The sequence below is a fragment of the Nostoc sp. ATCC 53789 genome, from assembly GCF_009873495.1.
Lineage (GTDB): Bacteria > Cyanobacteriota > Cyanobacteriia > Cyanobacteriales > Nostocaceae > Nostoc > Nostoc muscorum_A.
This window is the reverse complement of the sequence record NZ_CP046703.1, coordinates 1008001-1022107: the sequence shown is the minus strand read 5'-3', so window position 1 is coordinate 1022107 and position 14107 is coordinate 1008001. Positions and strand designations below refer to the sequence as shown.

The 14107-nt window shown below is 40.6% G+C and carries 11 protein-coding genes; 9 read left to right on the top strand and 2 right to left on the bottom strand.

Annotated elements, in window-relative coordinates; genetic code table 11:
• Positions 1–68 precede the first annotated feature (68 nt).
• Complete coding sequence (locus GJB62_RS04105) at positions 69–911, top strand: TauD/TfdA family dioxygenase (RefSeq protein WP_245246089.1); 843 nt, start codon at positions 69–71, stop codon at positions 909–911.
• An 85-nt stretch (positions 912–996) separates the two neighbouring features.
• Here GJB62_RS04105 and GJB62_RS04100 read toward each other — a convergent pair whose 3' ends face one another.
• Both GJB62_RS04100 and GJB62_RS04095 read right to left on the bottom strand, forming a co-directional pair.
• The gene (locus tag GJB62_RS04100) at positions 997–2505 is read right to left on the bottom strand and encodes a UbiD family decarboxylase (RefSeq protein ID WP_114083553.1); all 1509 of its coding nucleotides are present in this window, start codon (positions 2503–2505) and stop codon (positions 997–999) included.
• Between the two features lie 655 nt (positions 2506–3160).
• The gene (locus GJB62_RS04095) at positions 3161–4783 is read right to left on the bottom strand and encodes a tetratricopeptide repeat protein (RefSeq protein ID WP_114083554.1); all 1623 of its coding nucleotides are present in this window, start codon (positions 4781–4783) and stop codon (positions 3161–3163) included.
• Between the two features lie 683 nt (positions 4784–5466).
• Here GJB62_RS04095 and GJB62_RS04090 point away from each other — a divergent pair.
• The 8 genes from GJB62_RS04090 (at position 5467) to GJB62_RS04055 (ending at position 14030) form a co-directional block, all read left to right on the top strand.
• A complete protein-coding gene (locus GJB62_RS04090; RefSeq protein ID WP_114083556.1) occupies positions 5467–6372 on the top strand; it encodes a polyphosphate kinase 2 family protein in 906 nt (301 codons plus the stop codon).
• Between the two features lie 109 nt (positions 6373–6481).
• Positions 6482–7108, top strand: a complete 627-nt coding sequence (locus GJB62_RS04085) for a chemotaxis protein CheB (protein WP_114083557.1) — start codon at positions 6482–6484, stop codon at positions 7106–7108.
• Between the two features lie 131 nt (positions 7109–7239).
• Complete coding sequence (locus tag GJB62_RS04080) at positions 7240–9135, top strand: CheR family methyltransferase (RefSeq protein ID WP_114083558.1); 1896 nt, start codon at positions 7240–7242, stop codon at positions 9133–9135.
• A gap of 121 nt (positions 9136–9256) precedes the next feature.
• Entirely contained in the window at positions 9257–9853 is a 597-nt protein-coding gene (gene miaE, locus GJB62_RS04075; protein ID WP_114083559.1) for a tRNA isopentenyl-2-thiomethyl-A-37 hydroxylase MiaE, read from the top strand.
• A gap of 18 nt (positions 9854–9871) precedes the next feature.
• Positions 9872–10276: a VOC family protein gene (locus tag GJB62_RS04070; protein ID WP_114083560.1), complete on the top strand. Its 405-nt coding sequence runs from the start codon at positions 9872–9874 to the stop codon at positions 10274–10276.
• Positions 10277–11194: 918 nt separating this feature from the next.
• Positions 11195–12547 carry an alkaline phosphatase PhoX gene (locus tag GJB62_RS04065; RefSeq protein WP_114083562.1) on the top strand — a complete coding sequence of 451 codons (1353 nt, stop codon included), beginning with the start codon at positions 11195–11197 and terminating at the stop codon, positions 12545–12547.
• A 227-nt stretch (positions 12548–12774) separates the two neighbouring features.
• Complete coding sequence (locus GJB62_RS04060; protein WP_114083563.1) at positions 12775–13266, top strand: GNAT family N-acetyltransferase; 492 nt, start codon at positions 12775–12777, stop codon at positions 13264–13266.
• An 86-nt stretch (positions 13267–13352) separates the two neighbouring features.
• Positions 13353–14030, top strand: coding sequence for a ComF family protein (locus tag GJB62_RS04055; RefSeq protein ID WP_114083564.1), 678 nt, complete (start codon positions 13353–13355; stop codon positions 14028–14030).
• Positions 14031–14107: the final 77 nt, after the last annotated feature.

Genomic DNA, 14107 nt, shown 5'->3' with positions numbered 1-14107 from the left:
ATAGTGAGTACAGTTTTAATAATTTATTAATTTATATGAACCACAAAATACAGCCCATATCAGATGGCATGGGTCAAGAAATTATTAATATTGACAATAGCAGTATTTTAGAATTAGATAAAGAAGAAATTATTCGTCTATTTAAAGATTATGGAATTTTACTTTTTAGAGGATTTGATGTTGATGTTGAAATCTTTAAAGAATTTACCAATCTATTGAGTACCAATTTTATAAATTATGCTGGTGGTTCATTCAGTCGGAAGGTAATTAATGGAGATGAGACTCTTTTAAGTGTAAATGATTTTAAGTCTGAGATTAAATTACACGGAGAAATGTATTATCAGAAAAACATCCCACTTATGTTGTGGTTTTTCTGTGCTAATCCGCCATTAGAAGATGGTGAAACTACCGTGTGTGATGGTAGAGAATTTTTTAATGAAATTAGTAGTTCAACCAAAGAGTTATTCAGCAAAAAGAAGTTAAAATTTACTGTTCGGATATCTCAAGAGGACTGGCAGAAAAAATACCAAACAGATGATTTGAATCAGCTAGAAGAAATGTGTCGGAAGAATAATACGCATCTGACAGTAAATGATGATCAATCAATTCTGCTTGAATACATTTGTCCAGCCATTATCCCCAGTAGATGTGGAAAATATCGGGTATTTATTAATAGTCTATTGCCCACAAAGCAGTTAAACCCAAAGATTCTTAATTTTGAGGATGATTCAGAAATTACTGAGGAGGTTGTCTCTGAACTTAATGAAATTGCTGAAAAAATTACCACGAAAATCTCGTGGCGGAAAGGAGATATTTTAATGATTGACAATACAAGGATACTTCATGGTAGAAGAGCTTTTGCTGACGATCAAAGAGATATTTATATCAGGCTATGTTCTCCAGCTTTTTAATTTTGACATTTGAGATAACTTTGACTGATAAAAATCAGTTAAGCTGATAGTCAGCAGAGATTTTTACCAGTTTCTATTTAATACGTTACCTCATATCATAGCCAAACAAATTCGGGTCTACTTCTCCTAACTGCAACTCTGCCAAACCATATTCTGCCCATCGTCTCTCTACCATCGCCGCCACATCTGGGTCAGATTCCAAAGGCGAACCCCATTCATGGTCTGTTTCTGGTGGAATCTTTGTAGTCGCATCAATTCCCATCCGTCCACCTAAGCCAATTTTTTCACTGGCAAAATCCAAGGTATCAAAAGGTGTATTTGGTAAAATAAACACATCTCGCACTGGGTCAACTTTGGAACTAATAGCCCACACCACTTGACGCGGATCGCGAATATTTATGTCTTTATCCACAACAATTACAAATTTGGTGTATGTAAATTGTGGTAAAGCACTCCAAAACGCTAAAGCCGCCCGTCGTGCTTGTCCAGGATATGCTTTATCAATGGAAATAATCGCTGCTTTGTAACTCAAAGCTTCCATTGGGAGGAAGAAATCGACAATTTCAGATACTTGTTGGCGCAGTATGGGCGTATAAATGCGATTTAGTGCGATCGCCATCATCGCTTCTTCTTTGGGTGGACGACCGCTAAATGTTGTTAAGTAAATCGGATTTTTCCGGTGCGTCATACACTCAAAGCGAATCAAAGGCGAATCCTCAACGCCGCCGTAATAGCCCATGTGGTCGCCAAAAGGCCCATCTGGTAACACTTCTCCTGGCGTAATCGTTCCTTCCAAGACAAATTCGGAATCGGCGGGAACTTCCAAATCTACAGTTTTACATTTCGCCAACTGCACACCAGAACCGCCGTAAAGTCCAGCAAACAACCATTCTGATAAATCTACAGGGATGGGTGTGGCAGCTGCCATAATAATGAGAGGATCTACACCAAGTGCGATCGCTACTTCTAATTTTTTCCCACGTTCGGCTGCTTTTCGCAAATGCCTCGCCCCACCCCGCACCGATAACCAGTGAACCGTCATCGTATTTTTAGATTGGAGTTGCAAGCGATACACACCTACGTTTGGTGTACCCGTCTCACAATCTTTGGTAATTACCAGTCCCAGCGTGATAATCTTGCCAGCATCACCAACATAAGGACGTATCAAAGGCAACTTATTTAAATCTAAATCATTACCTTGAAGCACAACTTGCTGACAAGCAGGGAAAAAGTCTCGTCCTGGTTTCGCCTTCACCACATCAAACAATACTTTCCCAAAATCTATCGCCTGGGAAATCTTCTTCGGTGGTTTTGGCTGTTGCAGCATACTTAATTTTTTCCCCAGAGTTTCTAACTCCTCTGGATGCTGCATATTCATCGCCCAGCAAATCCTTTCCACAGTTCCCATCAAATTCACCGCCACAGGGAAGGAAGCGCCTTTGACGTTTTCAAACAACAACCCTGGGCCACCTTTTTGCAGCATCCGGTTGGAAATCTCAGCAATTTCCAATTCTGGGTCAACTAAAGCTGAAATCCGCCGTAATTGTCCCTTTTCTTCCAGAATTTTAATGAATCCCCGCAAGTCTCTCGCCATTGTTCTAATAAAGCTGATTATTTAAGAAGTGTGAAGCGCTTTCTTATATTATGGGGTATTAGGGATTGGGCACGGGGCACTTGTACTGAGCGTATCGCTAAAGCGAAAGCTCCGCTAAAGCGTAGCGTCTCGTAGAGAAGCCGTAAAGCCTGCGGCATAGCTATGCTTAGGGTGCAGCCTCTCCAAGAGTTGTATTGGCATTGGGAAAGGACAAGGAAGAATGCGTTCTATAATTTTCCCTTGTCTCTATCCTTCACTCCGTCATCTACCCATTTGGGAAATTCTTGGTTTTAATTGGAAATTAACCTATTTAGTCACTTTTCTTAACTGTCTTTTCCAAAATATTTAGTTATTGTATCTAGGGATACGCATTTATTTTTTATAAATAAGCGCTAACCTAATCAAACATGGCCAGAATATACTATACCTTCCTAGCAGGCGGTTTTGTTATATGACCCCTGCTAGGTTTATTTATTACAAGCTTTTACTGTGCCTTTTTTTGGGATTTTTCTGAATTTTTGTGAGTTTGCGTTAGTGTAGTCCAACCCAAGCATCGCCAAAAGCATAAATTTTTGATACTGACAAGGGAACTTTTGAAAGTTTGGGCATCTGAAACATAGCTGAAAATTGCTATTTATCCGAATTCACAAATTTTCTAGAATTTTAAAATATCTAATGATTCTTCTATTTCTAAATCTAATATTCTTTCTCGTGTATCTTTGAGTGCTTCTAGCTTACCTTCTTTACGATATATGTCTGCTGCTTTCTGAAAATCTTCAATTGCTCCCTGTCTATCTGCTATTTCTAAACGAATATTGCCACGATTGTAATAAGCATCGGCATAATTATAATTAATTTGTATTGCTTGAGTATAATCTTCAATTGCTCTCTCAAAATCTCCTAAGTCAGAATGAGCATTACCACGGTTATAATAGGCATCGGCATAATTAGGATTAATCTGTATTGCCTGTGTATAATCTTCAATTGCTCCTTCAAAATCTCCTAAATCAGAACGAGCATTACCACGTTTTTTATAAGCTATGGCATCTTTTGGATTAATCTTGATTGCTTGAGGGAATCCCGGTTGAGAACCTAATAAATAACGAGCAATCCCACGGTTTTTATAAGCATCAGCATAATGAGGATTAATTTTAATTGCCTGGGTATAATCCTCAATTGCTCCTTGATTATCTCCTATATGAGAACGAGCTTCAGCCCGGTTTTTATAAGCTACGGCAACATTAGGGTTAATTCTAATAGCCTGAGTGTAATCATTGATTGCTTCTTCTAATCGACCTAGTTGAGACAGAGCCAAACCTCGTTTATTGTAAGATTTAGCATCCTGAATATTCATCTGGATTGCCTGAGAATAATCTGCGATCGCAGCTTCGTAATCACCTATTTGATAGTGAGTCAAACCTCGTTTATAATATAAATCAATATCGCCAGATGTAACTTTTAAGGCTTTACTATAGTTAACGATCGCATTTGTATATTCTCCTTTTTCAAAATATTCATCTCCCAATTTTGCATAAAGTGTATTTAAATCTTCATTGTTATTATATTCAGGTTGAAAAAAAGATTTTAGTAACTGATTATTGGTTGGCTTAGATAAAATTTCTTGCTTCGGAAGATATTTGTAAATCGATGGTTGTTGTCTAGAAGAATTATTTAGAGAAGATTGTAACTGTTCTAGATAGCACCATAAACCTCCACCATACAACAACTGGTCTATCCCAAAGGAAATTTTACCAGTCTTTAACTTAATCATCCGGGTTGGGAGAAACCCAGCTAAAAAAAGGTGATACTGAGATTGTGCTTCACTTACATCTTCTTGAATCAAAATGCAAACTACAACTGCATTTTTTTCAACTTCTTCAGAACTGATTGACCATCTAACTCTATCAATATTACCGTGACGAGATTTAACCTCGATACCAATAGATGGGTCAGAAGTCAAGGTAAAATCTATATTGCCATCGCCGCCGAATCGCTTTTCATAATCGACTTCGGTAATAAAATCTGCTAAACGTTCCTTGACAACTTCCTCACCCAACTTCCCTTTAAGATAGCTAATAAACACGTCACGGACTGGCGAAACACGCTTATATTTCTCAGCCATCAACCAGCAAAATTCCCGCAGTGCCTTTAATCTCTCTCCAGAGATTATAGTTAATTCACTATATTGACCTTCGGTTTCACAATGAAGCAGACAACCAGATGTTAACCTTTTAATAAAATCAGACTGTAGCGATCGCAGTAGTGTAATCCAGTCCATTTATATTTCTGCGAATCTTTTGATGAGATTATTCTATTAAAATATCCAGTCGCCGTAAACCTTTTAATTAGCTTGGCAGAATTTATCTCAGTTTAGGTGCGGCCATGTCTGATTATGCCAAAGTTTAGACTGCTAGGGAAGAGTGTAAGAGTGCGTAGGCGTAGCCCGTCGTAGACATCGCTGGGAGGATAGCTAAAAACGCTTATCGGGGCGTTGGGGACTTCCAAATAAAAAAATGTCCTAAAACTGACCCAAAAACCCTCTCTTTTTCTCCTCTCTCTGTGTTCTCTGTGTCTCTGTGGTTTGTTTCTTTGGATAATTTATTTCTTGGAAGTCCCTTGAATCTCAACTCGTCCACAACGAACACAAGCATTGCAACTCTCGCTAACCACTTTTGACGTGGGTCTGCGGTTACGTCAATCATATAAGTACCTTCACATCGCTGTTGACTCAAGCCCTTGAATAGCGATTGGGATTGTCCTAACAATCGATATTAAGTTTTATAAAAGAGATTAAAAAAAATCACAAAACTTGCTAATGACGAAGAGGGAAAGTTAAGTTATTAAAATTTGTTAAAAGTTATTAATTTTGAATCAAAATTATTTAAGAAACAAATCATAATGTTCAGTAATTTCTAATTAACAATGTGCTTGTATATAAGCAGCAGTTAGGAACTTTTATATATGAATTACGATGCTTTCATTGTTCCACCAGGTTCAAAGATTTCTCTGAAAAAAAACTATGACCCAGCTTATAAAGCTGATTTTAATGAAAAAACTGATGCTGCAATTAAATTACAGGCGGATATTGAGCGATTAGCGAATTTCCAAAATATTCTCTATGCTCAAAACACCTACGCATTGCTGATTATTTTTCAGGCAATGGATGCTGCTGGTAAGGATAGCACAATTAAACACGTGACCTCTGGGGTGAATCCGCAAGGATTTCAGGTGTTTAGTTTCAAGTCCCCCAGTGCGGAAGAATTAGACCATGACTACCTGTGGCGAACAATGAAGGCTTTGCCGGAAAGAGGCCGAATTGGGATATTCAACCGCTCATATTATGAAGAAGCACTAGTAGTTCGTGTCCATCCAGAAATGTTAAGAAAGCAACAACTTCCTCATTTCCCTAATGGAAATAAGATATGGAAGCAACGCTTTGAAGAAATTAATAATTTTGAAAAATATTTAGTAGACAATGGTGTGATCGTTCTGAAGTTCTTTCTTAATGTTTCTAAATCAGAGCAGAAAAAACGCTTTTTAGAACGGATTGAATATCCTGAGAAAAATTGGAAGTTTTCAGATAGCGATGTCAAAGAAAGAGCTTTTTGGGATGATTATATGAATGCTTATGAAGAGGTTTTTAATAACACTAGTACAAAATCGGCCCCTTGGTATATTATTCCTGCCGATCGCAAATGGTTTACACGTCTGGTAGTCGCCAATATTATCTGCACTAAACTAGAAGAACTCAATTTGAAATACCCGATAGTTAGTGACGAACATAGGCAGCAACTTTTGGAGGCAAAACTCATTTTAGAGCAAGAAGATGAACAGACAAGCTTAACAGATAAAGGCAACAAGAAGTAAATTAGTTCAGATATACTGTATAATTTATGTAAAGAAAGATGAGCAATCGTAAATTTATTAATACTTCCTGTAACTAATAAGTTTAGTTGGTACTGACAGCCGAAAAATCATGATTCAGATGGCAGAAGATGCCAAGAATAATCCACCCCCCTTTACTAATAGTGCCTTTGATATTGTGGCGATCGCAGCCTCAGCAGGTGGTCTGACTGCTCAAATTAAAGTGCTATCAACTCTACCCGCAGAATTCCCAGCCGTGATCGTCATTGTGCAACATATTTCTCCTGAACATCCGTCATTCATGGCAGAAATTCTTAGTCGGCGCACGCATATTACCGTCAAGCAGGCAAAGGAAGGAGATTACCTCACCCCAGGAACGGCTTACATTGCCCCACCTAATCGTCACTTGTTGGTTAACGATGACGGCACACTTTCCTTATCACAGTCGAAATTAGTACATTTTTTACGTCCTTCGGCAGACTTATTATTTGAATCGGTTGCAGCCACTTACAAAGAAAGAGCGATCGCCATCGTGCTAACTGGAACAGGTAGCGACGGCGCGATGGGAGTAGAAGCAATCAAAAAAATGGGTGGTACTGTCATTGTCCAAGACGTAAAGACCGCCGAATTTTCCGGGATGCCCTCAGCTGCGATTCAAACTGGCAAAGTAGATTTTATTCTCCCTCTAGATGAAATCTCCAAGGCTCTGGTGACTTTAGTCATGGGAGAATGTAACTAAGCAGAGGGGCAGGGGAGCAGGGGAGATATGTTTTAGAATGCAACTTAGTGTCACTATACATTAATGAGGCTTTGATACTTGCGGACGTAGCTTGGAACTTTGCCCCCTGCCCCTCTGCCCCTCCCTAACCTATGACTTCCGCAGACAGAGATCCCAAATTTGAAAATCTACTGATTTATCTCAGACAAAGCCGGGGATTTGATTTTACAGGCTATAAACGCTCGACTTTGATGCGCCGAGTCCGCAAGCGGATGCAGTCATTGAACATAGAAAACTTTGAAGAGTATTTAGACTACCTAGAAGTTTATCCAGAAGAATTCAATTATCTTTTTAACACTATCTTAATTAACGTCACCGCTTTTTTTCGAGATTTACCAGCTTGGGAATACCTAGCAGAAGAAATACTGCCTAATCTGATTAGGAATAAAAATACTTCTGACCAAATCCGCATCTGGAGTGCTGGTTGTGCTTCTGGGGAAGAAGCTTATACCTTAGCAATGTTGATGGCTGAAATATTGGGAGCAGAGGAATTTCGCCAACGAGTGAAAATCTATGCCACAGATGTAGATGAAGAGGCTCTCAACCAAGCTCGTCAAGCTACGTATTCAGCAAAAGATGTTCAGGCGGTATCAGATGAACTCCGGCAAAAATACTTTGAGATTGTCGGTAATCGCTATGTTTTTCGCCAAGACTTGCGCCGCTCAGTGATTTTTGGCCGTCACGATCTGCTTCAAGATGCGCCCATTTCGCGCTTAGATTTGCTGGTTAGTCGCAATACATTAATGTACTTTAATTCTGAGACTCAAGGGCGAATTCTGGCGCGGTTTCATTTTGCACTTAATGATACTGGTTATCTATTTTTGGGGAAAGCAGAGATGCTATTGATGCATTCTAGTCTCTTTACTCCAATAGACTTAAAAAACCGGATATTTAGTAAGGTATCGTCGGTTAATATACGCGATCGCCTCCTAGTTATGGCAAATTCAGTAGATGACGAATCTAGCAGCCGTGTGTCTCGACATTTGCGGCTGCGAGACATGGGTTTCGACACATCACCAATCGCGCAAGTAGTCATTGATATCACTGGCTCTCTGGTAATGGTGAATGAGCAGGCACGGACTTTGTTTGCCCTTTCCCCCAAAGATTTAGCTCGTCCTTTCCAGGATCTAGAACTTTCCTATCGACCGATTGAATTGCGATCGCTAATTGAACGGGCTTATACTGAACGCCGCCCTGTCAGCCTGACAAATGTAGAGCGCTATTTGTCTAACACAGAAACCCAATATCTAGATGTGCGAATTACGCCTTTGCAAGAAACAGACACCAGTTTTTTAGGTGTTAGCATTTCCTTTCATGATGTCACTCGTTATATTAAACTCCAAGATGCCTTGCAACGCTCGCAACAGGAATTAGAAACTACCAACGAAGAACTCCAATCTACCAATGAAGAATTAGAAACTACTAACGAAGAACTCCAATCTACCAATGAAGAATTAGAAACTACCAACGAAGAACTCCAATCCACCAATGAAGAATTGGAGACGATGAATGAAGAACTTCAATCTACTAATGAAGAATTACAGACAATTAATAACGAACTGAGCGAACGCACCACAGAACTTAATCACACAAATATTTTTTTGGTATCTATTCTCAGAAGTCTGCAAACTGGAATAGTGGTAATTGACGGCAGCTTTAATATCTCAATTTGGAATTACATGGTAGAGGATTTATGGGGACTGCGAACTGATGAAGTTTTAGGAAAGTCTATCTTCAGCCTAGATATTGGGCTACCTGTTGAGCAGTTGCGATCGCCACTCCGCGATTCTCTATCTGGTAAAAAACAATTTCAAGAAATGATCCTTGATGCTACTAATCGTCGAGGTAGGCAAATAAAATGTTACCTGGCAATCACCCCGTTGCTTGGCATGGATATACAGGGAGCAGTTTTAATGATGGCAGATGTAGAGAGAGTCCATAGTATGATTTCTAGTCAAGATATGGAGGAACGGCGGCAACAGGAATGAAAAAGCAGGGGGCAGGGGGAGAAAAGAACTTGATTTTCTGACGATAAACCCCGCAAAGTTTCTTTGGTGGTCTACTAGTTTAAACTATGGAAAAATCCAAAATCCAAAATTGATTGACTCTGTGCTTACTCAGTTACCGACTATCAACGTCCTAAAACAGCCCACTAGCTCTGCTTGGGTTGAACAAGCGATCGCTAACCTAGACATCATCTTACTCGACCACTCTCACTGTGAACGCAAAGCAGCAGGTGTGGCTTTAAATATGATGTTTCGCTACCCTTCCAATACTAAAATGGTGCGGGAACTGACTGCGATCGCCCGCGAGGAACTAGAACACTTTGAGCTAGTTAACCAATGGTTAGAACGCCGGAATATTCCCTTAGCTCCCTTACCACCGCCTCCCTACGGTGCAGGTTTAAAAGCTCAAGTTCGCCCCAAAGAACCTGAGCGATTTCTGGATTCCTTACTAGTCACTGGTTTAATTGAAGCTCGTTCTCACGAACGTCTGGGACTATTAGCTGCTCACTGTCCAGAGCCAGAGTTAGCAAAATTTTATCGTGGCCTAATGGCATCCGAAGCGCGTCACTACGGTATATATTGGGTTTTAGCTGCTACTTATTTCGACAGAGAAATTGTCATGCAACGGCTTGATGAATTAGCAATTGTCGAAAGCGAGTTGCTGGCGACTTTGCACCCAGAACCTAGAATTCACAGTTAGTAGACTAAGGCAACAGATATGAAGCTTCAGCTAACACACCTGAGACTACTTGTCTCCAACTACAAAGATTCTTTTCTGTTCTACCGGGATCTGCTGAAATTTGATGTCGATTGGGGCGATGAAGAGAGCGGATATGCTGAGTTGAATACCGGATATCTCAAGTTGGGTTTGTTCAAAAAAGAATTAATGGCTGAAGTAGTTCCAAGAATTGAACAGCCTTCATACATTGTCAATCGAGATAAAATAGTCTTGGTTTTCGCAGTCGATAACGTGGATGAGGTTTATAACCAAGTAAAAAATCAGAATTCGATCGTTGTGACTGAACCGCAAGATCGCCCAGACTGGGGAATTCGCACCGCTCATTTTCGCGATCCTGATGGCAATCTCATCGAAATTTACAGCAATCTAGGAATTGTCAGTTAAAAATTCGCTGTCAAAAACTATCCCATATCTAAACTACAAATTTAGCTCTAACAGTAAACGTATTGCACTGTAACTAGGGGACATATTCTCAATCCGTCCCCTACAAGTTTTAGGTATTTCTAGCCTTTCAAATTCCTTGATCGTTAAAGTTAGAATAATATTTAATTACAGTTCTAATCATGCTAGCTTCGACTATTCAGGTTCACTGTCTATATAAATGCTGGCTTTTTTTTGAAGACTCTATTTATAAACTTCATATAGGAATCCGCTTTGATTTTTGTTCGCGCAGTTTGGCGGTAATAAAAAAGGCTTTTTGAGCTGTACGGAGTTTTTTGAAAAATCAAATGTGAGTCCTAAACCTTGTCTACTTTGAGAACCGTAGTTTTGTACTAGTTTTGTAGGTTGGGTGCAGCGATAGCGTAACCCAACATAAATAAGCTGGTAATGTTGGGTTGCGTTTCACTCCACCCAACCTACATAAATATATCTTTTAAAAAACTCTAGATTTGAACATAGATGAAGCTTATACCAATTTTTTATTAAGCTGCATAGAATTCGATCCCCCCTCGCCCACGCCAGTCGCTCCACTACAGCGCTTCGCGCATCCTGCGGCAGGGGAGACCCCATCGCTTTTAGCGTCTCCCCTTGGGAGAAGACCGCGCTGGCTCCCCTTAATAAAGGGGGGAACCGGAAAAACATCTATCAAAGTCCCCCTTTTTAAGGGGGATTTAGGGGGATCAAGATATGTGCAGCTTCACATTAAATTGGTATTACATACATAAATTTGCTAAAAGAAAAGACAAATTTGTATATATTCATATTTTATTAACTAACCCTAAATTAAATAAGGCATAACCCAAACTTAATCAAAATAAAATACTTTTTCTTCAGCATTATGTAAGTAACCAAACCATCCTCATGACATTTTCAAGACGTAAATTTTTTGCAATAGCAGGCACTACTGCTGTTGGCACTTTGATGGTGTCTCCTATGAAGGGTCTTCTTGCCCAACAAGCCTATGGATCAAGATATGGCATAGGATATGGGCCACTTTTACCAGATCCCAATGGCTTGTTAGATTTACCAAGTGGATTTCGGTATCAAGTTATATCTCGCACAGGCACTCTCATGAGCGATGGGAGTTTAGAGCCTAGTAATCATGATGGAATGGCAGCCTTTCCTGGGCCCAGAAACACAATAATCCTGGTTCGCAATCACGAACTTAGCAATACTTCTGGTACAAAAGTACAAGTGCCCAATCCCTACGATCCTATTTGCAGAGGTGGCACTACAACTCTAATTGTTGGGCGCGATCGCAAACTGATCAAAGAGTTCAGTTCTCTTGGTGGAACCATTCGTAACTGTGCAGGTGGTCTAACTCCTTGGGGCTCATGGATTAGCTGCGAAGAAGATGTAACCATACCAACTGCGACGAATGGAGTCACTAAGCCACATGGTTATAACTTTGAGGTTCCAGCTAAGGCCACCTCTCCTGTTGAACCAGTACCTCTAGTTGAAATGGGACGGTTTAATCATGAGGCTGTAGCTGTAGATCCCAAAACTGGAATTGTTTATCAGACTGAAGATAGTGGAAGTAGCCTCTTCTATCGTTTTATCCCGAAACAGTATGGCAATTTAAAAGCAGGAGGCACTCTCCAAGCTCTGAGGATCAAGGATAGACCAGAGGTTAACACCACTACCGGTTTCGTAGTAGGACAGAAATGGGATGTAGATTGGGTGACTATTCCTGAGCCAAACCCTACTACTGTAGATAATGTCAGAGTCCAAGGTCGTAGCTTAGGTGCAGCCCGGTTTAACCGTGGGGAAGGCATTTGGTACGATGACAACAAGGGCAAGAAAGACAAAAACGGCAAGGATGACAAGAAGAGCAAAGGTGAATTTTACTTCACTGCTACAAGTGGTGGCCCTGTAGGGGGTGGTCAGGTATGGCGCTACATTCCGGGTGAAGAGACAATTGAACTGTTTGTCGAGTCTCAATCTAAAGATGAACTCGATATGCCCGATAACCTAGTCGTAGCACCTTTTGGCGATCTTATCCTCTGTGAGGACGGAAGCGGTGACAATTTCTTGATAGGTATTACTCCCAGTGGTGAAATCTACAAATTTGCACGTAACGCCCTCCAAACTGGTGAGTTTGCTGGAGCCTGCTTCTCACCCGATGGTGATACTTTGTTCGTTAACATTCAAAGCCCTGGTATTACTTTAGCTATCTGGGGCCCTTGGACAGGTTATAGAGGTTATAGAGACTAAGATCAATGTCAGCGTAGGCGTAGCCCGCCGCAAGCATTACTACTATATCGCTGGATTATCCTTGCTAAATAGACTTGGGGAGGGGAAGATAATTCCTCTCCCCTTGCCTCTTTATTGACATCTTGAGAGTACCACCTGAAACTGACCATGCAAGAATTGCTATTTGCTGAGTAAATTGGGATATAGAACCAGAAAATTTTCTGTGTAAACTTGACCAGCAAATGGTAATGAAAAACTATTATCAAGATTTTATAATTCGTGATTGGGTCGCCAGCGATCGCACTAGAGCCGCCGAAGTCATCAGTTATGTATTATCAGAATACGGTCTGGGTTGGGAACCCAACGGCGCTGACCGAGATGTATTGCGAGTAGAGGAATATTATTTAGCTACTGGGGGGGAGTTTTGGGTAATTGAACACCAAAGCCAGTTAGTAGGAACTGGGGCATACTACCCCATACACCGAGGTGAAAAAGCTGTAGAAATCCGCAAAATGTATCTTTTGCCCAGCATTAGGGGTTTGGGATTAGGAAAATATTTGTTACAACAGCTAGAAGCAGCGATCGCAGAGCGTGGTTTTGGGCAAATTTGGATTGAAACCGCCAGTGTTTTGGTGGAAGCAGTCAAGCTGTATGAAAGCAACGGCTACACTCCATCAACGGGAGTAGAAACAACACGCTGCGATCGCGTGTATTTTAAGTCATTAGTCATTGGTCATTAGTCATTGGTCATGGGTCATTGGTCATTAGCTAAGAACAAAGGACAAGTGACAAAGGACAAGTGACTAATGCCAAAGGACAATTCTAAATGCACACTTGGATTAAAAATCTCACGGGCTTACTTAATCTTTTTCTCCAATCCCATTGTCCACTATGCCAACGCGCAACTTCCCAAGAATTTTGTCACAACTGCACCAGACAACTTCAAAAATGTCAACGTAAAGACCCAATGTCTCTATGGAAAGGGCCAATACCAGTGTTTGGCTGGGGAGAGTATGGTGGCCCAGTGAAACGAGCGATCGCTGTGATGAAATACGAAAATCAACCCCAAATAGCTCGTCCTTTGGGTCAATGGTTAGGAGAAGCATGGTTGTTAAATTCACCTAAGCGAGATAGCCAGCCTGTGGTGGTTCCCATTCCCCTGCACCCTAGCAAGCAAAAGCAACGTAAATACAATCAAGCTGCACTAATAGCACAAAGCTTCTGCGAAATAACTGGATTAAAATTGAAACTAAACGGTTTAGCCAGAGTCCGAGAAACTGAAGCGCAATTTGGTTTATCGGTATCTAAGCGAGAAAAAAACTTGGCTCAAGCTTTTGCTGTCGGACAAGAATTTCGCGATCGCCCCCCAAATGTTCCTGTGCTGTTAGTGGACGACATTTATACTACTGGTGCTACTGCCAGGTCTGCTGTGCAAACTCTTCGTCAGTATGGAATAGTGGTCTTAGGATTAGTAGCAGTAGCCACTGCCGTTAAAGACGGATAAATTCCAAAATTAATGAGCTAAATTGAACAGATAAGCGCATAAATCGACCGAATTACTCTATTTTTGTGGAAAAAATT

Excerpts from the sequence above, each read along its gene's own strand:
- GJB62_RS04080 (WP_114083558.1), top strand. The coding sequence starts at position 7,240 with ATGACTTCCGCAGACAGAGATCCCAAATTTGAAAATCTACTGATTTAT.
- GJB62_RS04090 (WP_114083556.1), top strand. The coding sequence starts at position 5,467 with ATGAATTACGATGCTTTCATTGTTCCACCAGGTTCAAAGATTTCTCTG.
- GJB62_RS04070 (WP_114083560.1), top strand. The coding sequence starts at position 9,872 with ATGAAGCTTCAGCTAACACACCTGAGACTACTTGTCTCCAACTACAAA.
- GJB62_RS04105 (WP_245246089.1), top strand. The coding sequence starts at position 69 with ATGGGTCAAGAAATTATTAATATTGACAATAGCAGTATTTTAGAATTA.
- GJB62_RS04100 (WP_114083553.1), bottom strand. The coding sequence starts at position 2,505 with ATGGCGAGAGACTTGCGGGGATTCATTAAAATTCTGGAAGAAAAGGGA.
- GJB62_RS04055 (WP_114083564.1), top strand. The coding sequence starts at position 13,353 with ATGCACACTTGGATTAAAAATCTCACGGGCTTACTTAATCTTTTTCTC.
- GJB62_RS04095 (WP_114083554.1), bottom strand. The coding sequence starts at position 4,783 with ATGGACTGGATTACACTACTGCGATCGCTACAGTCTGATTTTATTAAA.
- GJB62_RS04060 (WP_114083563.1), top strand. The coding sequence starts at position 12,775 with ATGAAAAACTATTATCAAGATTTTATAATTCGTGATTGGGTCGCCAGC.
- GJB62_RS04085 (WP_114083557.1), top strand. The coding sequence starts at position 6,482 with ATGATTCAGATGGCAGAAGATGCCAAGAATAATCCACCCCCCTTTACT.
- GJB62_RS04065 (WP_114083562.1), top strand. The coding sequence starts at position 11,195 with ATGACATTTTCAAGACGTAAATTTTTTGCAATAGCAGGCACTACTGCT.